Annotated in this window: 21 protein-coding genes and 1 riboswitch; of the genes, 6 read left to right on the top strand and 15 right to left on the bottom strand. The window is 61.8% G+C overall.

The genetic code is table 11. The features are described 5' to 3' along the window. Positions 1-16: 16 nt before the first annotated feature. The 7 genes from HGP14_RS16525 to HGP14_RS16495 all read right to left on the bottom strand — a co-directional run bounded on the left by HGP14_RS16525 (position 17) and on the right by HGP14_RS16495 (position 6239). Positions 17-295 (bottom strand): acyl carrier protein, encoded by a 279-nt coding sequence (locus HGP14_RS16525; protein ID WP_007533215.1) that lies wholly within the window; start codon positions 293-295, stop codon positions 17-19. A gap of 194 nt (positions 296-489) precedes the next feature. Beyond that, complete coding sequence (gene cbiB, locus HGP14_RS16520) at positions 490-1470, bottom strand: adenosylcobinamide-phosphate synthase CbiB (protein ID WP_168830951.1); 981 nt, start codon at positions 1468-1470, stop codon at positions 490-492. Next, on the bottom strand, positions 1467-2468 hold the full coding sequence (gene cobD, locus HGP14_RS16515; RefSeq protein ID WP_168830950.1) for a threonine-phosphate decarboxylase CobD: 1002 nt from the start codon (positions 2466-2468) through the stop codon (positions 1467-1469). The genes cbiB and cobD overlap by 4 nt, the downstream gene beginning before the upstream one ends. Beyond that, entirely contained in the window at positions 2465-3772 is a 1308-nt protein-coding gene (locus tag HGP14_RS16510; RefSeq protein WP_168830949.1) for a cobyrinate a,c-diamide synthase, read from the bottom strand. Before HGP14_RS16510 ends, cobD begins: the two co-directional genes overlap by 4 nt. After that, entirely contained in the window at positions 3769-4611 is an 843-nt protein-coding gene (gene cobA / locus HGP14_RS16505; RefSeq protein WP_168830948.1) for a uroporphyrinogen-III C-methyltransferase, read from the bottom strand. Before cobA ends, HGP14_RS16510 begins: the two co-directional genes overlap by 4 nt. 187 nt (positions 4612-4798) lie before the next feature. Beyond that, on the bottom strand, positions 4799-5749 hold the full coding sequence (locus HGP14_RS16500; protein ID WP_168830947.1) for a nucleoside hydrolase: 951 nt from the start codon (positions 5747-5749) through the stop codon (positions 4799-4801). 70 nt (positions 5750-5819) lie between these two features. Beyond that, positions 5820-6239: a cobalamin biosynthesis protein gene (locus HGP14_RS16495; RefSeq protein ID WP_168830946.1), complete on the bottom strand. Its 420-nt coding sequence runs from the start codon at positions 6237-6239 to the stop codon at positions 5820-5822. A 95-nt stretch (positions 6240-6334) separates the two neighbouring features. Between HGP14_RS16495 and HGP14_RS16490 the strand changes: the two genes are divergently transcribed. Further along, positions 6335-7120, top strand: coding sequence for a TSUP family transporter (locus tag HGP14_RS16490; protein WP_168831283.1), 786 nt, complete (start codon positions 6335-6337; stop codon positions 7118-7120). On the opposite strand, the gene HGP14_RS16485 is transcribed toward HGP14_RS16490, so the two are convergent. The 5 genes from HGP14_RS16485 to cobU all read right to left on the bottom strand — a co-directional run bounded on the left by HGP14_RS16485 (position 7117) and on the right by cobU (position 14223). Then, a complete protein-coding gene (locus HGP14_RS16485; RefSeq protein WP_246704498.1) occupies positions 7117-7791 on the bottom strand; it encodes a cysteine hydrolase family protein in 675 nt (224 codons plus the stop codon). The genes HGP14_RS16490 and HGP14_RS16485 overlap by 4 nt on opposite strands. Before the next feature lie 89 nt (positions 7792-7880). After that, positions 7881-8513 carry a cob(I)yrinic acid a,c-diamide adenosyltransferase gene (gene cobO / locus HGP14_RS16480; protein WP_168830945.1) on the bottom strand — a complete coding sequence of 211 codons (633 nt, stop codon included), beginning with the start codon at positions 8511-8513 and terminating at the stop codon, positions 7881-7883. After that, on the bottom strand, positions 8513-12634 hold the full coding sequence (gene cobN / locus HGP14_RS16475; protein WP_168830944.1) for a cobaltochelatase subunit CobN: 4122 nt from the start codon (positions 12632-12634) through the stop codon (positions 8513-8515). Before cobN ends, cobO begins: the two co-directional genes overlap by 1 nt. Positions 12635-12643: 9 nt before the next feature. Then, a complete protein-coding gene (gene cobW / locus HGP14_RS16470) occupies positions 12644-13693 on the bottom strand; it encodes a cobalamin biosynthesis protein CobW (protein WP_168830943.1) in 1050 nt (349 codons plus the stop codon). Positions 13694-13698: 5 nt separating this feature from the next. Beyond that, a complete protein-coding gene (gene cobU, locus HGP14_RS16465; protein ID WP_168830942.1) occupies positions 13699-14223 on the bottom strand; it encodes a bifunctional adenosylcobinamide kinase/adenosylcobinamide-phosphate guanylyltransferase in 525 nt (174 codons plus the stop codon). 131 nt (positions 14224-14354) lie between these two features. After that, positions 14355-14750, bottom strand: a riboswitch (cobalamin riboswitch). Between the two features lie 206 nt (positions 14751-14956). Here cobU and HGP14_RS16460 point away from each other — a divergent pair. Beyond that, the gene (locus tag HGP14_RS16460; protein WP_168830941.1) at positions 14957-16747 is read left to right on the top strand and encodes a chloride channel protein; all 1791 of its coding nucleotides are present in this window, start codon (positions 14957-14959) and stop codon (positions 16745-16747) included. Between the two features lie 8 nt (positions 16748-16755). Here the strand turns inward: HGP14_RS16460 and HGP14_RS16455 are convergent, their stop codons facing one another. After that, positions 16756-18210, bottom strand: a complete 1455-nt coding sequence (locus tag HGP14_RS16455; RefSeq protein WP_168830940.1) for a cobyric acid synthase — start codon at positions 18208-18210, stop codon at positions 16756-16758. 539 nt (positions 18211-18749) lie between these two features. On the opposite strand from HGP14_RS16455, the gene HGP14_RS16450 reads away from it, so the two are divergent. Together HGP14_RS16450 and HGP14_RS16445 are read left to right on the top strand one after the other, a co-directional pair. Beyond that, on the top strand, positions 18750-19736 hold the full coding sequence (locus HGP14_RS16450) for a glycine betaine ABC transporter substrate-binding protein (RefSeq protein ID WP_246704497.1): 987 nt from the start codon (positions 18750-18752) through the stop codon (positions 19734-19736). A 108-nt stretch (positions 19737-19844) separates the two neighbouring features. After that, the gene (locus HGP14_RS16445) at positions 19845-20195 is read left to right on the top strand and encodes a hypothetical protein (RefSeq protein ID WP_168830938.1); all 351 of its coding nucleotides are present in this window, start codon (positions 19845-19847) and stop codon (positions 20193-20195) included. A 6-nt stretch (positions 20196-20201) separates the two neighbouring features. On the opposite strand, the gene HGP14_RS16440 is transcribed toward HGP14_RS16445, so the two are convergent. Together HGP14_RS16440 and HGP14_RS16435 are read right to left on the bottom strand one after the other, a co-directional pair. Next, the gene (locus tag HGP14_RS16440) at positions 20202-20357 is read right to left on the bottom strand and encodes an entericidin (RefSeq protein WP_168830937.1); all 156 of its coding nucleotides are present in this window, start codon (positions 20355-20357) and stop codon (positions 20202-20204) included. Positions 20358-20456: 99 nt separating this feature from the next. Beyond that, positions 20457-21398, bottom strand: coding sequence for a LysR family transcriptional regulator (locus tag HGP14_RS16435; protein WP_205927203.1), 942 nt, complete (start codon positions 21396-21398; stop codon positions 20457-20459). A gap of 66 nt (positions 21399-21464) precedes the next feature. Between HGP14_RS16435 and HGP14_RS16430 the strand changes: the two genes are divergently transcribed. Then, a complete protein-coding gene (locus HGP14_RS16430) occupies positions 21465-21686 on the top strand; it encodes a hypothetical protein (protein ID WP_168830855.1) in 222 nt (73 codons plus the stop codon). Positions 21687-21746: 60 nt separating this feature from the next. Further along, positions 21747-21944 carry a hypothetical protein gene (locus HGP14_RS16425; protein ID WP_168830935.1) on the top strand — a complete coding sequence of 66 codons (198 nt, stop codon included), beginning with the start codon at positions 21747-21749 and terminating at the stop codon, positions 21942-21944. Positions 21945-22196 lie beyond the last annotated feature (252 nt).

Here is a 22196-nt window from a genome sequence, read left to right as displayed (position 1 = left end):
AATTTAGCGGTAGCGTTCAGGCCTTGGCGGCGCGAAGCTCATCGATCTTGGCGCAGAGGTTCTTCAGCACGAAGTATTCTTCGGTGGAAACCTTGCCCTCGTTGACTTCCTGCGTCCACTTTTCGAGCGGGATCTTGATGCCGAATTCCTTGTCGATGGCGAAAACGATATCGAGGAAGTCGAGGCTATCGATACCGAGGTCGTCGATCGTATGGCTCTCCGGCTTGATCGTGTCGCGGTCGATCTCGCTGGTTTCGGCTATGATGTCGGCAACTTTATCGAATGTAGCGGTCACGCACTGTACCTCTTTGAATGACGGATTTATCCCCCTCATAGGCAAATCCGGTTCAAAAGCCAATGCTTTCGGACGGTCTGCTCTAAATTTTGGCGTACAGCTGTTGCCGAAACAGCAAAGCAGCAAAGCGCCGGGAGCCGCGCAGGCCGGCTTTCGGAAGCGCCATCCGCACTTTACCGGTGATGACGTGTGCTTCAGAGCAAGGCAAAGAAAATCAGAAACACCGCGATCGCCAGTACCATGCAACTCGCGTTGAATACCCCAAGAGCATCTTCGACATCTTCGACGGTAGCAATGTCGCGACCGCCGCCGTTGATCATCGGCTCCTTGACCAGGATGCCGGAATAGACACGCGGACCCGCGAGTTGAATATTCAGTGCCCCGGCCATCGCCGCCTCAGGCCGGCCGGAATTTGGCGACCGGTGAAGGCCGCCATCGCGGATCGCAATCTTGAACGCATCGCGGCAGGCGCGCGCCCCGCGCCGAAGCCAGGCTCCTGCGGCGATCAGCAGAATCGAAAGACGTGCGGCAGGCCAGTTTGCGACATCATCGAGGCGCGCCGCCGCCCAGCCGAAATCCACATACTTGTCCGACTTGTGGCCGATCATGGAGTCGGCGGTATTCAACATCTTGTACATGAACAGTCCGGGCAGACCGAGCAATGCATACCAGAGGGCCGGCGCTACGACGCCATCGGAGAAGTTTTCGGCGAGACTTTCGATCGCAGCACGACACACGCCCGCCTCATCCAGGATTTCGGGATCGCGGCCGACAATGCGCGAGACGGCTTTGCGGCCGGCGAAGATTCCCTCTCCGCGCAGGGCGTCCGCCACAGCAGAGACATGGTCCGAGAGGCTCTTCTGCGCAAGCAGGATCGCGACACAGACGACCTCGAGCAGAATACCTACAAAGCCGAGCAGACCGAAAAACTCATGAAGCACAACCCCAGCGGCGGCGCTGAGCGCAAGAAGAATGGTGATCGAAACGGTGCCGTTCAGCCGCCGCTCGGCCTTCGTCAGCGTCTCGCTGTTGAATTGCCGGTCGAAATGCGAGATCGCCTTGCCGAAGATGGCGACGGGATGCGGACTCCGCGACCAGAGCCAATCGGGATCACCGACGATCCAATCCAGCAGGAGCGCCAGCAAGAGGACAAGGAGATTTTCGTCGATCGTCATCCGTCGAAGCTTTCCAAACCGGCCGCAAGTCTCTGGTCGGCGACAGGATCGGGCGAGAGGCCGAAGCGCAGCCAATCCGGCGCATAGTCAAACTTGCGGACGAGAATATGATGGCGGCAGAGGTGTGTGTGAATGTCGCCTGCACGGCCGTCTTCAACGAGTGCAAAGAGCGCAGTGCCGCCGACGATTTTCAGACCGGACCTTTTCAGCACGTCCTGCAGCGCATCATGGCGCTCTGTGATCCTGCGGAGAATCGAGCCGGTATCCGCCCGCAGCAGGGATGCGGCAAGCGATAGCGCCGGACCGGATACCGCCCAAGGGCCAAGCCAATCCTCAAAACGCTCGCGGATCCCGCCGGCTGCGATGACGAAGCCAAGCCGCAGACCTGCTAGCCCGAAGAACTTTCCGAACGAACGGAAGATGACGAGATTTGAAAGCTGTGACGCCAGAGGCGCAAGGCTCCCATCCGATTCCATATCACCGAAGGCCTCATCGACGACGAGGTAGCCGCCCTGCCCCTTGAGCCGATCATGCAGCGCCGCCAGTTCGTCGGCTCCGTGGCTTCGACCATCGGGATTGTTCGGGTTGACGACAACGGCAAGCGCGTGCCGGCCGTCGATGGCGGCGATGCCATCGACCATATCGACGATGAAGCCGGCGGATTGGAACGCCTTTTGGTATTCCCCGTAGGTCGGTGAAACGATCGCCACCCGCCTGCCGGGCTCGACCAGCCGCGGCAGCAGCTGAATGACCGATTGGGTGCCCGGAACAGGCAGCGGCAGGAGAGCACCGCTGCGATAGTAGTCGCGGGCCGCGAGCGCAGCGGACTGCACCAGATACTTGTCCGGCAGGCGATGCCATGATGCAGCGGGGATGGCGGGCAGCGCAACCGGACATGGGTTGATGCCGGTCGACAGATCGAGCCAGTCCTCCGGCCTTCCGCCGAACGCGGCGGCAGCGGCAGTGATCCCGCCGCCGTGGGCGATCGGAGCGCTCATGCAGGCGCTCCGGCAAGGTCGATCAGATGCATATAGGACCCTGCGATCTGGCCGCGGCGAAGGCCAGCCTCACCGAGATCGACCCCGAGCGCGTCCCGGACCCGAAAGAGCCGGTCGGCCTCGCCTTCCCGAACGACATTCGAAAAATGAAATTCATGAGCCGTCATCGCGTGGCCGAAGAACGACTCGTCGACCGGCTGAACGCGGCGATAACCGAGGTGGCGGCTGCGCTCCTCATAGCTCGTGACGACCGGCAGCAGGCCGAGCATTTCGTGCCGTTTGCCGTCGGCGTCGATCAGCCCGTCCCCGAGCACCATGTAGCCGCCGCATTCGCCATAGATGCGCGTGCCCCGCGCTGCAGCCTCCATCATCCCCCGGCGAAAGTTCTGTGCGCCTGCGATTTCTCCGGCATGCAGCTCCGGATAGCCGCCGGGCAGGTAGATCGCATCGGCAACGGCAACGGGCGCCTCATCGGCAAGCGGCGAGAAGAAGGAGATCGTCGCTCCCCGCCGGCGCCAACCGAGCAGCATATGTTCGTAGGAAAAGGCAAAGGCGATATCACGGGCGACGGCAATATGGCTTCCGAGCGGCGGAAGCCGACGGATATTGGCAATCGAGGGAGTGTTGAGGCCCTGCCGCGCGACCCGCAGAAGAAATTCGAAATTGCAATCGACCGAGACTGCCTCGGCGGCGTGCTCGATGAAGGCTTCGAGCCCCTGATGTTCGCCGGCCTGGACGAGGCCCAGATGCCGCTCCGGTAGGACCAGCGTCTTGTCGCTGCGAATGACCGCAACCACCGGCATGCGGATCGCATCCAACGCGTGGCGCAGCATCGTCTCGTGTCGATCGCTGCCTACCTTGTTGAGGATGACGCCGGCGATGCGGACATCGGCGCGAAAACCCGCGAAACCGGTAACGAGCGGCGCGACCGAGTGCGACATCCGCGACGCGTCGACGACAAGAACGACGGAAAGGCCCATCATCGCGGCGAGGTTGGCGGGAGAGCCCGTGCCGTCGGCAGCACCGTCGAAAAGCCCCATCATCGCCTCGATGACGAGGATGCGATCGCCGGACCGATGAAGCGCGGCATTGGCGGAAATCAGTTCCGGCCGCATCGCCCAGGCATCGAAGTTCAGGCACGGCGTTCCGCTGGCTGCCGAGTGAAATGCGGGATCTATATAATCCGGGCCGGCCTTGCCGGGAGCGATGGCGACGCCGCGGTTGCGAAGCGCCCGAAGCAGGCCGAGCGTGATCGTGGTCTTGCCGGAGCCGGAGGACGGCGCGGCGATCAAAAGCCCGCTCATGCCGTCACCCTGCCTTCGGTGTCCCGGAACGGATCGGGCTCAAGCCTGCGTCCCGCCAGCGCACCCAGCCAATCGAGCGAGGAGCGCAGTCTCACGACCTCGCCGACGACGACGACAGCGGGCGGCTCCAGGCCGGATGCGGCCACGGCCGCCGGTGCCTCGCCAAGTGTGGTTTCCAGCACCTGCTGCCCGCGCGTGGCCGCATTGCAGACGAAGGCGACGGGCTCCGACGGCTTGCGGCCCGCGGCAATCAGATTGGCGCTGATCTGCGCGATGTGCTTCATCGCCATATACATGACGATGACCGGCGAGCCGCGACCAATCGCTTCCCAGTTGACCGCGTCGGGCACGATTCCGGAGGAATCGTGCCCGGTCAGGAAGGTGACGGCATGATTGACGTCGCGATGGGTGACGGGAATGCCCGCATAGGCGAGGCCGCCGATACCCGCCGTGATGCCGGGCACGATGCGGAACGGAATGTTGTGCTCGACCAGCGTCAGCGCCTCCTCGCCGCCGCGGCCGAAGACGAAGGGATCACCGCCCTTCAGCCGCAGCACCCGCTTGCCGGCGCGCGCGAGCTCGACCAGGCGAAGGGAGATATCGCGCTGCTTGGCGGAAGGCTTGCCACCCCGCTTGCCCGCATATTCGAGAACTGCGTCGGGCCGGGCGAGCTTCAGGCATTCTTCATTCACCAGCGCGTCGTGTACGATCGCATCGGCTTCCGCCATTCCCTTTGCGGCAAGCAGCGTCAGCAGCCCGGGGTCACCCGGCCCGGCACCCACGAGCCAGACACTGCCCGGGTCAAGCACCGGCAGATGTGAGAATGCGTTTTCAATCATTGTGGTGGTCTATGCCCGGCTGCAGATTAGGTCAACGGCAACCGTAGAATCCGTGCGCAAGTGCGAAATGGAAGCCGACTCAACTTCCGAAGACGCTGTATCCAGATGCAAGGAAGCCGCGCCATCCCATTGATCGGATTCGACAAGAGCGGACCGGCCGGAGACCACCGGCCGGTTCCGCAATTCATCAAACGCGCAGCAGCGTTTCGCGAATGAGGCCGATCACCTTTTCCGATTCGATGCCGGTGCAGACGATTTGGCTCGGACGGCCATCCCATTCGCCCGGCGGGAACCGCCGGCCATCCGGCTTCAAGATCGTCTGACCATCGGCGATACCACCGCAGACGACGCGGACGGGGCCGGTCATCGTCGTGAAGAGTTCCGGCGCCACGAGGTAGACGCAGGCGCAGCTGTCATGCACCATCATGCCGTCTTCGACCGCGTGCTTGTAGAAATCGATGTAATCCTGCGAGAGAGCGTCGAGCAGCCTGACGGCCTCGTCGCCGCGTGCCGCCATCTCGCCGAGATAGCTGCGGCTCATCGTGGTGACGGCGGTCACGTCGAGGCCGATGACGGCCACCTTCCAGGGCGCGGTCATGACGATGTCGGCTGCTTCCGGATCACCGTGGATATTGGCTTCGGCGACGGGCGAGACATTGCCGTGCACATAGAAATTGCCGCCCATGATGACGACAGCCTTCACGAGCCCGGCGATCTCCGGGTCTTCTCTCAGCGCCAGAGCAAGGTTCGTCATGCGACCGACGGCAACGAGCGTCACCTCGCCGGGATTGGCGCGCACGGTATCGATGATGAACCTATAGGCCGGGCACGGGTCGAGCGGCAGATCGATGGTTTCCGGTACATCGATATTGCCGAGGCCATCTTCGCCGTGGACGTGGGTCGGCCAACCGATCTCCCTCCGCGACGGATCGATCGTTGCATTCGCCCCCTTGGCGACCGGTGCCGGGATATTCCATTCACGCTTCAAAAACAGCGCGTTGCGCGTCGTCGTCTCGATCGAGGCATTGCCGAAGACGGTCGTGATGCCGATCAGATCGATGTCCGGATGACGGTGCAGGAAGAGGAGCGCCATGGCGTCGTCGACGCCCGGATCGGTGTCATAAATGACCTTGTGCATGAAATTTCCTTTTAGTGCTGTTCGCCAACGCGCGAGGACGGCGAGCGAAGTGGCAACACCATAACGCCCGCTATTCTTTCTGCAACAGCAGGCAAGCGATCGCTGCGGTGGCGTGTGGCGATTTGACCTTGGGTACCGCGAGCTCGGCCATCTCACCGGCGGCGGCCAATGCGGCGGACTCGGCAACGCCGTGGCACCCGACGCGGGCAAAGACGATGTCGGAAGGGTTCTTGAGCCTCGGCGTCTCCTCCTCGAGCCGTGCGGCGCTGAAAAACAGCATGGGCACGCCGAGGCGCGCGGCGGCCTCAAGAACGGCGGGCTCCTCAGCACGGCCGTCGATGGAGGCCACAGCCGCAAGATTGTCGGGCGCCAACCCAGCCAGCCGCAGGGCCTCGGCCGCGAGCGCCAGAACCTCATCGGGCGGCGTCCCACGCTCGCAACCGAGGCCGAGCACATGGCGGCGTGAGATATCGAATTTGATCCCGGTCATCGGCCCTTGAAATACCGCGTGCGTGTCTCTCGAGACATTGCAGGCCGAGACCAGAAATGCAACAAGGCGCAGCCCCAGTTTTCGAGTTCTCCGCCTTGCCCGATATCGCCCTCCATCTGCTTCTTCTCCTCTGCATCGCAGCTTTCTTTGCCGGTTTCGTCGATTCCATTGCAGGCGGCGGCGGGCTTATCACCGTGCCGGCGATGCTGATCGCCGGCATTCCGCCGCTGCAGACGCTTGGCACGAACAAGGTGCAATCGATGTTCGGCGCGGCCTCCGCGACACTCGCCTATGCCCAGAAAGGACATGTGAACCTGCAGGAGCAGCTTCCCATGGCACTGATGGCGCTCATGGGCGGCGCGCTCGGCGCAGCACTCGCGACCATCGTTCCGGGTGAAGTCCTGCAGGCCGTCATGCCGGTTCTGCTCGTCGCCATCGCGATCTACTTCGCCTTCAAGCCGAACCTCAGCGACAACGACACGCATCGCCGGATAACGCCTTTTGCGTTCGGCCTGACGCTGGTGCCGGCAATCGGTTTTTATGACGGCGTATTCGGCCCCGGCACCGGCTCTTTCCTGATGCTCTCCTTCGTGACGCTTGCCGGCTTCGGCATGCTCAAGGCAACCGCCCACACGAAGCTTCTCAATCTCGGCTCGAATTTCGGCGCACTGATCGTCTTCGCGTCCTTCGGCGCGACGCTCTGGAAAATTGGCCTGCTGATGGGGTTCTGCCAGTTTCTCGGCGCTCAGGTGGGCTCACGGCTTGCCATGCGTATTGGCGCAAGGCTCATCAAGCCGCTGCTTGTCGTCGTCTGCATCGCCTTCGCAGTCAAGCTGATCGCCGATCCGGCAAATCCGCTGCGCGTCTGGCTCGGTCTCTAGTTGGACTTCTCGAACTTGATGTCGTCGATCTTCGTCAGCGTCGTCTTGGCGGAAGCCCCGGGCGCATTGGCGAAGTGCCAGGCCACATATTGCTCGGCGTAGGGATCGGTGGACGACATGCCGTCTACCGGCAAGATGACATTCATGCCCTTGAGGGCCGCATAGGCGGCCGTATTCAGGACAGCACCCTCGGATGCGGTCCCCGTCACGATCACGGTCTTGATGCCCTTGCCGGCCAGTATCTTTTCGAGATCGGTATTGATGAACTTGTTGGCGCCAGACTTCACGACCGCGTCGCCATCCTTGGGGGCAAGCACAGTCGCGATATCGGCGGGCGTGGCATTTGCCGTTATGCTGTAGACGATAGGCACCCCTGCCGAGCGAGCCGCTTTCATCAGCTTCTCGACCTGCGGCAGCGAGGCGAGGCAGCGCGGTTTGGTCTTGCTGTTGCACGGTCCCTTGGCAGGATTCTGCGCGCCGTTGAAATCGAGCAGCAGAAGCGCGGTGTCGGAACTGTCGACCGTCACCGCCTTCAGCTCGGGTGCTGCCGGTGCCTTGACCGTGTTCCAATCGTCGACGATTGTCGCATGCGCGGAAGAGAAGCCGAGAACGGCAATCAACAGCGAGCCGGCAACAGCAACAGCCGCACCCTTCATCTTGTTCGACAACATTTTCACGGCACCCTCCGCCCGCTCAAAAACTGGCGGAACTCTTCAGGCAAGCCGTGCCGCTGTCAAATCACCAAGCCGCGATTGCGCGATCAGAATTCCACGCCCGGCTGTCCCTTGATACCCGAGCGGAACGGATGCTTGATCAGCTCCATCTCGGTCACGAGATCGGCAATCTCGATCAGCTCGTCCTTGGCATTGCGGCCGGTCAGTACGACGTGCGTCATGTAGGGCTTCTCGGCCTTGAGGAAGGCAATCACCTCGTTGACGTCCAGATAGTCGTAACGCAGTGCGATGTTGATCTCATCGAGCAGTACCATGGAATTGCGCTCGTCGCGGATCAGCTCCTTCGCCTTCTCCCAGGCGGCACCCGCGGCCGCGACGTCGCGGGCGCGGTCCTGCGTTTCCCAGGTGAAGCCCTCGCCCATGGTGTGGAACTGGCAGACGTCGGAGAAATGCTTCTCGATCAGATCGCGCTCGCCAGTCCACATCGCACCCTTGATGAACTGCACGACCGCCGACGGCTTGCGGTGGGCGATGTGGCGGAAGATCATGCCGAAGGCGGCCGAGGATTTGCCCTTGCCCTTGCCGGTATGGACGATGATCAGACCCTTCTCGTCCGTCTTGGTCGCCATGATCTTGTCGCGCGCGGCCTTCTTCTTGGCCATCTTCTCGGCGTGACGTGCATCGTCCTTTTCGCTGGTGTCTGCTGGTTCTTCGCTCATCATTTTTCCAATCGAATTTGGGCTGTTTCAGTGTGAGGCGTTGATGCAAGGTCGAAGCGCGCCGAGTTGCTGCGCGGGGTCCAGAGATTACGGTCGATCGCTTCGAGCAGCCGCTCCTTCATTTCCGCAAGTGCGGCCGGGTTCTTCGCCGCCATGAAATCGCGGACCTTGGGATCGGCGACGAAAGCCTGATAGACGGCTTCGAAGTGATGGTTGCCGACAGCACCGGTCGTCGCCGCGAAGGCAAAAAGGTAGTCGACCGTCGCGGCGATCTCGAAGGCACCCTTGTAGCCGTGACGCATAACGCCGTCGATCCATTTCGGATTGACGACGCGCCCGCGCACGACGCGGCCTATCTCTTCTTCGAGCGACCGGATGACGGGTTTTTCAGGCCGCGAATGATCGTTGTGATAGATCGCCGGGCGCGCGGCGCCCAGATGTTCGGCAGCGGCCGCCATGCCCCCTTCGAACTGGTAGTAATCGTCGCTGTCGAGCAGGTCGTGCTCGCGGTTGTCCTGGTTCTGCACCACGGCCTGGATAGAGCGCAGCCGCTCTTCGAAGATGCCGCGCTCGGCCCTGCCCTCTTCCGCCGCACCATAGGCGTAGCTGCCCCAGACGAGATAGGCTTCCGCGAGATCGGCGCGCCGCTCCCAGCCCTTCTCGTCGATCAGCGCCTGCAGGCCCGCGCCATAGGCGCCGGGCTTCGAGCCGAAGATACGGTAGCCCGCGCGTTTCAGGGCGGAGGCCTCGTCGAGCCCGGCTGCCGCAAGCCGCGCCGCCTCTCCGCGCATGCGGGCTGCGATCGGATTGTCGGCAGCATCCTCATCCAGCATGCCGACGGCGCGGATCGCCTTGTCGAACAACGCGATCTGTTCTGGAAACGCATCGCGGAAAAAGCCGGAGATGCGCAACGTCACGTCGACGCGCGGGCGCCGAAGCAAGGCGGGTGGGATGATCTCGTAGCCGGTGACGCGGCGCGAGGTCATGTCCCAGACCGGCTTCACGCCGATCAGCGCCAGCGCCTGGGCGATGTCGTCGCCGCCGGTGCGCATGTTGGACGTGCCCCATGCCGTGAGGCCGAATGAAACCGGCCACTCGCCGTGATCCTGCACATAGCGGCGCACCAGCAGCTCGGCAGACTTCTTGCCGAGCTCGTAGGCTGCAGGCGTCGGAACCGCGCGGCTGTCGACGGAGTAGAAGTTCCGGCCGGTCGGCAGCACATCGGGCCGCCCGCGCGTCGGAGCGCCGGACGGGCCGGGTTCGACGAAGCCGCCATCGAGGCCGCGCAGGAGACCGTCGATTTCGGCCTTGCCGCAGGCGAGGATCGAGGGTTTCAGGCGGGCTTCGATTTCAGCGAGGACGGCTCTGGTTTGGGACCAGAGGGCGGGGCATGGCGTTTCACCGGAGACGAGTTTTGCGGCAAGCAATTCGATGCGCTCGACGGCATCGCCGTTGGTGCGCCAGGGGGCGTCGGAGATGTCGGCGAGGATCGCCGGTTTCGGACCGGACCAAGGGGCGGCCATGTCGCAGTCCAGGGGATCGAAATATGTCGTATGTGGCTTGCCCCCCTCTGTCCTGCCGGACATCTCCCCCACAAGGGGAGAGATTGGTATGCCGCGCTCGCCCATCTCCACGCGCTTTCCTGAGTTAGGGTACTCGTTTGATTTAGCGCGAGCGACCTCATCCGTGATCTCCCCCCTTGTGGGGGAGATGTCCGGCAGGACAGCGGGGGGTGCTGCAATAGCCGCTCCAGACGCATCGTTCGCAATCGCCCGCTGCAAACTCTGATCGCCGCCCTCTCCGAGCCCACGCGGCACGCGGGCGAGCGCCACCGTCAGATCGGTCAGCAGCCGGCCCTCCGGCGCGATCCCAAAGATGTGCAATCCGTCGCGGATCTGCATTTCCTTCAGATCGCAGAGATAGGCATCGAGCTTCCTCAGCGCTTCGTTTTCGCTCTCGCCTTTTGCGATGCCCGCATCCTTATCGAGGCCGATGTCGGCCACGAGATCTAGTATCTGTTTGCTGAGCAATCTTATGCGCCGCGGATCGCTGCCGGAGGCTTCGTAATATTCGTCGACCAGCGCCTCCAGGTCTTTCAGCGGGCCATAGCTTTCGGCGCGGGTCAGCGGCGGCGTGAGGTGATCGATGATGACGGCGCTCGAGCGGCGCTTGGCCTGCGTGCCTTCGCCCGGATCGTTGACGATAAAGGGGTAGAGATGCGGCAGCGGGCCGAGAATCGCTTCGGGGTAGCACTCCTCGGAGAGCGCCAGCGCCTTGCCGGGCAACCATTCCAGATTGCCGTGCTTGCCCATATGGATCACCGCATCGGTATCGAATTCCTGCCGCAGGAAGGCATAGAAGGCGAGATAACCATGCGGCGGCACGAGGTCCGGCGAATGATAGCTTTCCTTCGGATCGATGTTGTAGCCGCGCGCCGGCTGGATGCCGATGAGCATGTTTCCGAAGCGGGTGAAAGGCAGAGCGAAACTGCCAGCTGTGAAATAGGGATCGGCCTCGGGACCACCCCAGCGGTCTTCGATATCTTCTTGAATCTTTTTGGGAAGCGATGCGAAGAACGCCTTGTATCGACTCAAGGAAAGCGTTTCGCGGATCACCTTGCCATCCCAGCCCGAATTGGTCGGGCCTTCGGAGAGATGACGCATCAGAGCATCGCCATTCGCGGGGAAATCGGCAATCGCGTAGCCCGTATCCCGCAACGCCTTCAGCACCTCGATCGTGCCGGCCGGCGTATCGAGACCGACGCCATTGCCGAGACGGCCATCGCGGTTCGGGTAGTTCGCCATCACCAGTGCGATCCGCCGATCTGCAGCTTGCCGGTTTCGCAGACGCGCCCAGTTGGCCGCAAGTTTGGCCGTGTAGCGCATGCGATCGGCATCCGGCTCGCTGGCAACGATATTGGCTTCGACGGCCGCATCATAGCGGGCCGCCGATTTGAAGGAGACCGCGCGCGAGAGAACGCGGCCGTCGACCTCCGGCAGCGCGACATTCATGCCGAGGTCACGGGCGGAAAGACCTTGGGACGAGGAGGCCCATGCCTCCTTCGAGGAAGCTGAGAAAATCGCCTGAAGAACGACGGCGCCGTTCGATTCCAGCACGGTCGGCGCGCGGTCGGCGCCGGGCGCGGAGACGGCAAAGCCGGTGGTGTTGATGACGACATCGGGCTTCGCTTCGGCAAAGACCGTTTCCAGAATACCTGTGGAGACAGGGTCCTTGAGGCTGTAGGCAAAGACAGGCAGAGGGCGCAGATTCTCCGCCGCCAGCGCTTCGATCAGCGCTTCCACTGGTTTCGTCTCGCCGCTCTGGACGAGCGCACGATAGAAGCTGATGGCGACGGTCGGGGATTCGCAGGAACTTCCCTTCTCCCCAGCGGGGAGAAGGTGGCCCGTAGGGTCGGATGAGGGGGCAACGCGGCAATCGCCAACCTCGCCCTCTGGCCCTTGTTCGCTCCTTGCGTCGCTCACCCCCCTCATCTGCCCTGATGGGCATCTTCTCCCCGCTGGGGAGAAGAGAGACCCGGAGAGAGTTCGCCACTCCTCAACCCCGACAGCACCCCGCCCCGGCCACCAGATGCCCGCCTTCATCAACGGCGCCGCCGCATTTGGCCTCTCAGCACCCGAAAGCATCGCCGCGGAATAGTCGAGAAAATTGCGCGAGTTCTCGTCGCCGCCTTCGATGAGATAGGCCCAGAGTGCATTCAGATCATCGAGCGGCACATTCGAGAAGGGCGTCAGCCCGGCATCCGGCTTGGAATCCCCCGGCAGTACCGCAATCATCGCGCCGTAGCGTGCCGCCGCAGCGTGCAGTGCTTCCAGCGCGTAGTGGAAGTAGCTCGCTCCCCCGAGCGCGCGGACGATGATCAGCTTCGCATGCCGCGCGGTCCGCTCGATATAGGCATCGACGGACATCGGATGCTTGAGGCTCATCAAACTGGCGAGCCGAAGCGTGAAGGGTTTTCCTCCGCCCTGGCCGCGCGCCGCGGCGATTGCCGCAAGTTCGGTATCCGCCGCAGAAAGGAACAGGACATCGCCGGGCGACTGACCGAGGTCGATCGCCTCGTCGCCGTCGCTGATCGTTCCTTTCTGGGCTAGCAGCAGATGCATGGCCGAGCCTTAGACGAGCGCCTTGATGGCCTTGCGGACAACGGCCTGATCCATCTCGTGCAGGCCAATGACGACGAGGCGCGTGCCGCGCGTTTCGCCATTCGTCCATGCACGGTCGAAATACTGGTCGATGCGGCTGCCGACAGCCTGGATCTGCAGGCGCATCGGCTTTCCAGCCACGTCGGCAAAGCCCTTCAGGCGCAGAACGTCGTGTTCCGCAATCACGCCTTTCAGCTTTTCGACGAAGCCTGCCGGATCGGCGATCGCGCCGAGCTCGACGACGAAGCTGTCGAACTCGTCATGGTCGTGCGGCGCGCCGTCCTCATGTTCCAGCTCGTGATGGGACTTGCGGTTGGCGATATCCGCCTCCGTGCCGATGCCGAGGCCGAGCAGCACGCTCGCCGGAACCTCGCCGTTCCTCGCCTCGATCATGACAGGCTTGCGGGCGATACGGGAAGTCACCTCCTGGCGCACGCGGCCGAGGCCGTCGGTGTCGAGGAGATCCGTCTTGTTAAGCACGATCAGATCGGCGCAGGTCAGCTGGTCCTCGAAGAGTTCTTCGATCGGGCTTTCGTGATCGAGCGATTCATCCTCGGCGCGCAGCGCATCGACGGCGTCGTGGTCGTCGGCGAAACGGCCGGCCGCCACGGCTGCACTATCGACAACGGTGATGACGCCATCGACGGTGACTTCGCTGCGGATATCCGGCCAGTTGAAGGCGGCGACGAGCGGCTGCGGCAGCGCAAGGCCGGATGTCTCGATGACGATGTGGTCCGGGCGCTGCTCGCGCTCCAGAAGCTTCGTCATGGTCGGGATGAAATCGTCGGCGACCGTGCAGCAGATGCAGCCGTTGGTGAGCTCGATGATGTCGTCTTCCGTGCAGTTTTCCGCCCCGCAGCCCTTCAGCACGTCACCATCGACGCCGAGATCGCCGAATTCGTTGATGATCAGCGCGATCTTCTTGCCGCCCGTGTTGGAAAGCAGATTGCGGATCATCGTCGTCTTGCCCGCGCCGAGGAAGCCGGTGATGACCGTTGCGGGAATTTTCTGCTGGTTCATAGGACTCAACCCTTCATTTTCAGCGGCAGACCAGCCGCGATAAAATACACTTCCGCAGCTTCCGCCGCGATCATCTGGTGCAGCCTTCCGGCATGATCGCGGAAATCCCGCGCCATGCGGTTTTCCGGCACGATGCCGAGGCCGACTTCATTGGAAACGAGGACGAGGCGCGCCCTGGCTTTCGGCAGCCAGCCGGCCAGCGCAGTAAATTCCGCCGCCATGTCGCGCTCTTCCATCATCAGATTGGTGACCCAGAGCGTCAGGCAATCGACGAGGATCGCCCGGCCCTCGCCATCGATCGCGGAGAGACATGCGACGAGTTCGAGCGGCTCCTCATGCGTCGTCCAAAGCGCCCCCCGGTCTGCCCTGTGCTTAGCGATGCGCTCGCGCATCTCCTCGTCCCAGGCACGGCCGGTCGCAACGTAATGGCGCTCCAAGCGGCTGTCGGTGACAAGCTGCTCGGCGAAACGGGATTTACCGGAGCGCGCACCGCCGAGAACGAAGGCGGTGCCGGTGATGGATCCACTCATGGGAAGCACGGTCCGATCTGCAGCGGACTGCGACGGACAGCAAAAGCGTTCGCGGCACGCGAACGCAGAACTTCTCTTTCAGCCATGCAAACCTCCGTGCTGGCGGTGGGGACCAATACCCCAGGGTGGGCTTTTCGCCCGGCACGCATGGCAGGTCTCCTGGCTCGCGGGTCTCGGCCGCGACCGGAGCGACCATAGAGGTCGCCCTGATCGTGCCAGCGGATCTCCCTCGCCTTCCCGGCTGCATTTCGTGAAAAGGCGGACGATTCGTAGAAATAGAGGCGTCCTGCCCCGGCTGATCACGATGCATTTCCAGTGGCTTTTCCGGCGCCCCCTGCCACCTCACCCGTTCCGCGATATGCGAAAAAGCCGTGAATTGGCTTGAAACGCCGGACGGAAGACCCTGACCGCTCTACAGTCGCGGGGTCGGCTGTGATGAGAACGCCCTGTTTGGGTCCGCCCCTTCACATTCCCTTTTCATCCGGATCGACGCATGCCGATCCGAAACCATCCGTTATGATGATGCATGGTTAGGCGCCCACCCCTGCCATGTCAATCAGCCGGAGGCGGACAAGGCGTTCATCTCGACTTACACTACCAACATTGTCGTTTTTAATCAGAGACTTACGTCATAAAAACTTTACTGCTGCGCCGGTATTCTGCCGCAATTGGCAAGCATGCGGATGCCGCCCGCCGGCCTTGACCGCCACTCCTGCCGCCTAGTTGTCCTATGATGCTCTCCAGAATGCATATCCGCCGCCTCGGCCCTCTCACCATCTTTTTCGATATGGGCCGATTGCGGGCGCTCGCCCGACGCAGCGAGATGGGCATGGTCTTTGCCGGCGCGCTCGTCGGTGTCGCATCGGGGCTTGCGGTCACCGCAATGAGACTCGTCTCCGAGGAAATGCACAGGCTAATCTTCGGCATCGACGTCACGACCCGGCTCAGTGCCTCTCAGATCGACAACAAGCTCCTGCTGCTTGCGGCTCCCGTTGCCGGCGGCATCTTGCTCGGTCTCCTCATCTTCATTCTCGCGAGATGGCGCAAGAAGCCGATGGTCGACCCTATCGAGGCCAATGCGCTGCATGGCGGCCGCCTGTCACTGACCGACAGTATCCTCGTCAGCATCCAGAACCTCGTCTCCAACGGCTTCGGCGCGTCCGTGGGGCTCGAGGCCGGCTATACGCAGCTCGCTGCCGGTATCGCCTCGAAATTCGGGCTGAAACTGCTGCTTCGTCGCGCGGATCAGCGCACACTCGTCGGCTGCGGCGCGGCGGGCGCAATCGCTGCCGCCTTCAACGCACCGCTGACCGGCGCCTTCTATGCCTTCGAGCTTATCATCGGCACCTATTCGATCGTGTCGCTGACACCGGTCGTCGTTGCCGCGCTCGTATCGACGCTGGTCGCACGGCTCCTCGCCGGCAGCGATTTCGTTATCGACATCGGCAGCTTCGGCACAGTCGCGCCGGCGGATTATGTTCCTGCCGTGCTGCTCGGTGCCTTCTGCGCCGGTATCGGCATCCTGGTGATGCAGGGCGTCTCCTTCGTCGAGGAACTGGCACGCAAGAGCTCAATCGCTCCGCCCTTCCGACCGGCGCTCGGCGGCATCGTCGTCGGCTTGCTGGCACTGGTCTCGCCGCAGGTGCTTGCGGCAGGTCATGGCGCACTGCATCTGAACCTCGCCAGTGAGGTGACGATTCCCGCGCTCGTCAGTCTCTTCCTGCTGAAATCTTTCGCCTCCGCGATCTCGATCGGCTCGGGCTTCAGGGGCGGCCTGTTCTTCGCCTCGCTCTTCATGGGCGCCCTGCTGGGCAAGCTCTTCGCCTATTCCGCACCCTACTTCGCGGATGCGACGCTGACGCCGGTCGTTTACGCCGTGGTCGGCATGAGCTCGCTTGCCGTCGCCATCATCGGCGGGCCGCTGACGACGACCTTCCTGGCGCTGGAGATCACCGGCGACTTTCCGATCACCTCGCTGGTGCTGGCGGCGGTCATTACCTCTTCGCTCGTCGTCAGAAGCACTTTCGGCTACTCCTTCGCGACGTGGCGCTTCCACCTTCGTGGAGAGAGCATCCGCAGCGCTCACGATGTCGGCTGGATCCGCAACCTGACCGTCGACAAGCTGATGCGCGCCGACGTGAAAACGGCAAAGACCGGCTTGACGCTGGAGGAGTTCAAGCGAGCCTTTCCGATCGGCTCGACGCAGCGAGTCATCCTTATTGACGACTCCGACAAATATGCCGGCATCGTGCTTGTTCCGGACATCTACGCGAGCCTGGTCGATACCGACGACGAGGGCAAGGGCCTCCAGGATTTCATCCGCTACCGGAACGACTTCCTGCAGCCGCAGATGAATGCAAAGCAGGCCGCCGCGATCTTCGACAAGACCGAGAGCGAAGCGCTCGCCGTCGTCAACAACCTCATCGAGCGCAAGGTGGTCGGCCAGCTCAGCGAAAGCCATACCCTGCGTCGCTACAGCGAAGAACTGGACCGCCGCCGCCGGGATGTCTCCGGCGAAATCTAAATCCTGGGCTAACCGAGAAGCCCGGCCAGCCAGGCCTTGTCGAGATGCGTCTCAAGGTCGGCGGCGACCTCGTCCAGCGCCTGATCGACGCTTTGCCGATAGCTCTGCCGCTGACCGGAGAGGCCGAAACTCTCCAGAAGTTTGCTGCGATAGGCGTCGCTGCCGAAAAGCCCGTGAAGATAGGTTCCCATGACTCGCCCATCGGTAGAAACGGCGCCGTCCGGAACCCCATCGATGAGAGCCGATGGCCTGGCGCAATCCGGTCCGGTCGTTAGACCAAGATGGATTTGGTAGCCGGCAAGCGGAACGTCATATTCGGCCGAAACCGCCAGGCTGTTGCGCACGGTCTTTTCCGGCGCCATTTCCGTCTCGACATCGAGTAATCCGAGACCCGCGGTCTCTGCACTTGCGCCTTCGACGCCAAGCGGGTCATGAACCATGCGGCCCAGCATCTGATATCCGCCGCAGATTCCGATGACGCGGCCGCCGCGGCGCACGTGCGCGTCCAGATCGCGATCCCAGTCGGCCACGCGCAGGTCGCCAAGATCGGCGATCGTCGATTTCGAGCCGGGCAGGATCACCAGCGCTGCATCGGCCGGCAGGCGCTCGCCCGGCTTGACAAAAACGAGCTCGACATCGGACTCCGCGCGAAGCGGATCGAGGTCGTCGAAGTTGGCAATGCGCGGCAGAACCGGCACCGCGATCTTCAAGGCACCGGACGCACCCCTGGCAAGACGTTCGAGCACGACGGAATCTTCGGCCGGCAAGCGTCCCGCCGCCTTCAGCCATGGGACGACACCAAAACATGGCCATCCCGTGAAGCGATTGATCGCGGCAATCCCCTCATCGAAAAGGGAAACATCGCCGCGGAACTTATTGATGATATAGCCGGAAATCATCGCCCGGTCGGCGTCCGCAAGGATCGCGTGCGTGCCGGCAAGAGAGGCAATGACGCCGCCGCGGTCGATATCGGCGACAAGCACGACGGGAAGGTTAGCCCGGGTCGCAAACCCCATATTGGCGATATCGCCCGGGCGTAGGTTGATTTCCGCCGGCGAGCCGGCGCCCTCGACGATCACCAGATCGGCACCCTCGGAAACGACCTCGAAGCTCTGCAGAACATATTCCAGAAGCTGTGGCTTGAGCCTCTGGTAATCGCGGCCCCCGGCCTGCCCCCAGACCTTGCCCTGCACAACGATCTGGCTGCCGTTTTCCGACTGCGGCTTCAACAGGACCGGATTCATATGTACCGACGACGGCGTGCGCGCTGCAAGCGACTGCAGCCACTGCGCCCGCCCGATCTCTCCCCCGTCATCGGCAACTGCGGCATTGTTCGACATGTTCTGAGGCTTGAAAGGCTTGACCTTGAGCCCGCGATTGGCGGCTAGCCGGCAAAGCCCAGCAACAAGTACCGTCTTGCCGACATCCGAGCCGGTTCCCTGGAGCATAATGGCCTTGGTCATACGGCGAGGCCTACAACGCGTCGCTGGCTGTGGTCAATCACCTGCCTGAAACACGAAAACCGCGCGGCCTGGTGGCGCGCGCGGTTTGCCGAAACTCTGGCGTATTCGCCAATACGCGGCGAAACTCGATTCTCCGGGACGCATTACCTAATCCGGAGAAAAACAGCGGTTGTCCCCCGCCGTTGCCCAACTGATACAGTGACATTCTTACCGGAATGTTATTGAGGACTTAAACAACGATTAATTTCGGCTTTTTTTGAAATTTTACTGATTTTTCCGCTGCCTATTCCATAGCTGGCAGACAACTTTGACTGGCCCGGGTTTACGCAACGGAAGACGATGCATCTTAGTGAAGGCTGAGCAGTTACTTAGCTGAAAGTCCTAATCCGCGTTGAATTTTCGGCCCTGCGTCCAATTCGGGGCCTGGAACAAGCAAAATCGACGGGGCGCAGCGTTCACCGAACAGAGAGATTTTGCGGCTAACATTGCAACCTAAAAGCTGCACGCCAGCAGAAAATGGGAACAGCCGAATGAAAGTCATGCGGGCCTTGCTTTTCCTCGCCGTATGTCTGCTTGATGGCGCTCGCGCCGCACAGGCGGATTGCGGCAATGTCTCGATTGCGGAGATGAAATGGAAGTCGGCAGCCATCGCTGCCAATTTCGACAAATTCATTCTCGAAAACGGCTACGGCTGCAATGTGACGCTCGTGCCGGGCGGTACGATGCCCACCTTCGCTTCAATGGACCAGAAGGGTGAACCCGACATTGCCCCCGAGCTTTGGATCGGTTCCATCAAGATTGGATTCGATAAAGCGATAAAGAACGGACAGCTGATCGAAACCTCGAAGATCCTGTCGAATGGGGGGATCGGAGGCTGGTGGATCCCGAAATTCATTGCCGATGCGAATCCCGATATCCGTTCGGTGCAAGATGCCCTGAAGCGGCCGGATCTCTTCCCCGCGCCAGGAGTCAGCTCCAAGGGAGCCGTTCACAACTGCCCTCCAGGTTGGAGCTGCAGGATTTCGACGGCCAACCTTTTCGAGGCTCTCGATGCCGGCAAGGCGGGCTTCGAGCTGATCGACAGCAAAAATCCGGATGACCTGGACGATTCGATTGCCAACGCCTTCAAGACCAAGACCGGCTGGCTGGGCTATTATTGGGCGCCGACGGCGATCCTCGGACAATACGACATGATGCAGCTCAGCATGAGTGTCGCCCACGACAGCACAGAATGGCGGGCTTGCACGTCGGTCGAGGGATGCGCCCATCCGCAAGTCAACGCTTACCCCGTTTCTCAAGCCGTCACCGTCGTCACCAGTGCCTTTGCCGACCGTGCCGGTCCGGCACTCGGCTATTTGCGCGCCCGCACCTGGGACAACGCCACCATAAACGACGTTCTGGCCTGGCAGGATGAAAATCATGAGAGCAATGAGGGTGCCGCACTCTACTTCCTGCGCAACTACTCCGAACTCTGGGTACCATGGGTGCCGGCCGACGTCGCGGAAAAGGTGAAAGCGGCTCTTTAAGCGAAATGTCCGCGATTCCAGCCTCGCGAATGCTTTGGTGCGTAGCTACCGGCTCAACTACTCACCGCTAAAGCTGCCGTGCATGCGGCGCCCTGTTATGGATACCCGATGACGCCAGCCGCTTCCTTCCCTGATCGCGAAATTGTCGCCAGCAAATTTGCGGGGGCCGCCGAAACGGATAAATCGTATCTCTCGCTGCTCATGGAGAATGCGGCGCAAGATGATAGTCTCATCGAGGGTTTGCACCGCTATCTGGATCTGGCGGCGGCTGCGCCGTTTCTCAATTCGCTGAAACTGGAAAAAACCGGACTATGGATCGGCGAAGCCGCCCCGGGGCGGCTTCAGATCCGTCTGATGGAAGCGGCCAAATCGAGCCAGCATCCGGCTTATCTTGCCTTCCGCGCCGGCTTGCTGCGGTCGGGCGGCCTCGAGCAGGCCTACCCAACCGCGGCGATCTGAAAAAGCTTAGCGGCTAGCGGCGCGGTTCACCGACCTTCCGGCATCCTGCGTTGCATTGACGACGTTTGCCGTATCGCGGCCCACGCCGCGGATGGTGTTGCCGCATGAGGAAAGCGCCAGAAGCAGCATGAGCGCAGCGCCGATCTTGACTGTCATCGTCATCTTGAGAACCTCTCTAGAAACCAGGAATCGCGTGCTCGAATCGGTTAGCCGCTTAGAGCATAAACGCGACGAGATGCATAAGGTTCATCGGCGTTCGGTTCAAGCGGCGACAGCCTTTGCCTTTTCCGCAAAAGCGAAGCGGATGCTCTCGGCTACGGCTGCCATAGGACCCGAAAGCTGCGAGGCGGTGAGCAGCCGGATATCGAACGACCCGAGTTCGGGCAGCCCCTCCTGCGCACCAAGAATGACCATATCGCCGCTGACATAGGATCGCGGCAGCGGTGCGATCGCAAGGTCGGAGAGCACGGCGGCGCGCTGCGCCATCGTGTGCCCGCTCAGGTAGGCGACGCGGTATGGCCGCTTGTTGCGTTCCAGCTGCGCCAACGCCTCCTGCCGCCAGATGCAGCCATCCTCCCAGATCGAAATCGGCAGAGGATCGCGCCGGTGCGCCGTGCCGCACTTGGCACCCGCCCAGACGAGGCGCTCGCGGAATACGATCTCGCCGCCGGTCGGGAACGGCCGTGTGGCGCAATTGATGAGCGCCAGATCCAGCCTTTGCTCCTCCATGCGCTTCTTGAGACCGAGACTCATATCAACTGTGACATCGACCATGATGCCGGGATAGGTTTCGGCAAAGCTCTTCAGGATGTTCGGCAGCAAACGCTCGCCAATATCCTCCGGCGCGCCGAGCCGTACGACGCCGCTGAGTTCCGGCATGATGAAGCGGGAAACAGCTTCGTTGGAGAGCGCCAGGATGTTGCGGGCGTAGGTCAGTAGCAGCTCGCCGTGCTGGGTCAAAGTCACCGAACGCGCATCACGCATGAAAAGCGTGGCGCCGAGCTGCTCCTCGAGCTTCTTGATCTGCATGGAAACCGCCGAGGGCGTGCGGAACACCGCTTCAGCGGCGGTCGAAAAATTGCCTGTTTCCGCAATGGCGACAAAGGTTCTGAGGACGTCATTGTCGAGCAGCGGTATCGGCCTGCGAAAGGGAATGCTCATCGTCCCATCTTTCAATTTTTCTGATTTTAAACACAATATCATTTCGATTGTCTGAAAGTCAACGCGTACTTATATTAGCATCATGGCTGATAGAAAAAGGAGGCCACGATGACCGGGACCGCACATGAAATTCTGGACATCTTCCTCGCGTTCAGGACGAAGCAGATCCAGCGCGCCGCTTGGCAAAATACCATGCGCCAGATGGCGGCATTGCCCCAGCATCTGGTGGCCGATGTGGATCCCTATGCTGCTGCCGCGGCCGAACGCGACCTGATCTCCAGATCCTTCAACAAACCTGATGGTATCAATAAAATCTATTCGTTTGAATGATGGATCATCAGGGACCACATTAGACACCGAGCGCTAAGCCGCTTGAGAAAGGAAACGACAATGACCACGATCCATTATCGGGATGGCCACAACTTCACCGACACGCACTTCGATGTCGCAGGCCTTGTCCGCAGACTGGTGCACTCCTGGCACCAATGGCAGACGGCACGGGAAATCGAATCCATGCCCTTCGACATCCGCAAGGATATTGGCTGGCCATCTGCAGACGAAGCCGATGAAGAACGCAAGGTAATGTAATGAATGCGACATACTTCCTCGTTTGAGGCGGCGCTCTGCCCTGCGGCAGCGCCGCCTTCATCGTTTCAGAGCACCTTCGATTTGGTCTTAATTTTCAGAAGCCTATATTTTTAGAGCGACCTCGTCGCCCTCGGCATTGGCCTCTTGAGCGCGGCTCAGATTGTGCACGTCGCAAATTAGCTCTTCGTGGCCGCATTTATCCATGCGAATGTCGTTTTTGGGACATCGGGGCGACGCATTTCGCGCAACGAA

The sequence above is a fragment of the Rhizobium sp. P32RR-XVIII genome, from assembly GCF_012641395.1.
Lineage (GTDB): Bacteria > Pseudomonadota > Alphaproteobacteria > Rhizobiales > Rhizobiaceae > Rhizobium.
The sequence above is the reverse complement of the archived record's forward strand: the minus strand, read 5'-3'. Positions and strand labels throughout refer to the sequence as shown.

Bases quoted from the DNA above. Each gene is read 5' to 3' on its own strand.
- cobW (WP_168830943.1), bottom strand. From the start codon at position 13,693: ATGAACCAGCAGAAAATTCCCGCAACGGTCATCACCGGCTTCCTCGGC.
- HGP14_RS16485 (WP_246704498.1), bottom strand. From the start codon at position 7,791: ATGTTGTCGAACAAGATGAAGGGTGCGGCTGTTGCTGTTGCCGGCTCG.
- cobA (WP_168830948.1), bottom strand. From the start codon at position 4,611: ATGATTGAAAACGCATTCTCACATCTGCCGGTGCTTGACCCGGGCAGT.
- HGP14_RS16440 (WP_168830937.1), bottom strand. From the start codon at position 20,357: ATGACGATGACAGTCAAGATCGGCGCTGCGCTCATGCTGCTTCTGGCG.
- HGP14_RS16510 (WP_168830949.1), bottom strand. From the start codon at position 3,772: ATGAGCGGGCTTTTGATCGCCGCGCCGTCCTCCGGCTCCGGCAAGACC.
- HGP14_RS16460 (WP_168830941.1), top strand. From the start codon at position 14,957: ATGCTCTCCAGAATGCATATCCGCCGCCTCGGCCCTCTCACCATCTTT.
- HGP14_RS16425 (WP_168830935.1), top strand. From the start codon at position 21,747: ATGACCACGATCCATTATCGGGATGGCCACAACTTCACCGACACGCAC.
- HGP14_RS16435 (WP_205927203.1), bottom strand. From the start codon at position 21,398: ATGATATTGTGTTTAAAATCAGAAAAATTGAAAGATGGGACGATGAGC.
- HGP14_RS16500 (WP_168830947.1), bottom strand. From the start codon at position 5,749: ATGCACAAGGTCATTTATGACACCGATCCGGGCGTCGACGACGCCATG.
- cobD (WP_168830950.1), bottom strand. From the start codon at position 2,468: ATGAGCGCTCCGATCGCCCACGGCGGCGGGATCACTGCCGCTGCCGCC.
- HGP14_RS16450 (WP_246704497.1), top strand. From the start codon at position 18,750: ATGCGGGCCTTGCTTTTCCTCGCCGTATGTCTGCTTGATGGCGCTCGC.
- HGP14_RS16495 (WP_168830946.1), bottom strand. From the start codon at position 6,239: ATGACCGGGATCAAATTCGATATCTCACGCCGCCATGTGCTCGGCCTC.
- HGP14_RS16445 (WP_168830938.1), top strand. From the start codon at position 19,845: ATGACGCCAGCCGCTTCCTTCCCTGATCGCGAAATTGTCGCCAGCAAA.
- cobN (WP_168830944.1), bottom strand. From the start codon at position 12,634: ATGCATCTGCTGCTAGCCCAGAAAGGAACGATCAGCGACGGCGACGAG.
- cobU (WP_168830942.1), bottom strand. From the start codon at position 14,223: ATGAGTGGATCCATCACCGGCACCGCCTTCGTTCTCGGCGGTGCGCGC.
- HGP14_RS16430 (WP_168830855.1), top strand. From the start codon at position 21,465: ATGACCGGGACCGCACATGAAATTCTGGACATCTTCCTCGCGTTCAGG.
- cbiB (WP_168830951.1), bottom strand. From the start codon at position 1,470: ATGACGATCGACGAAAATCTCCTTGTCCTCTTGCTGGCGCTCCTGCTG.
- HGP14_RS16455 (WP_168830940.1), bottom strand. From the start codon at position 18,210: ATGACCAAGGCCATTATGCTCCAGGGAACCGGCTCGGATGTCGGCAAG.
- cobO (WP_168830945.1), bottom strand. From the start codon at position 8,513: ATGAGCGAAGAACCAGCAGACACCAGCGAAAAGGACGATGCACGTCAC.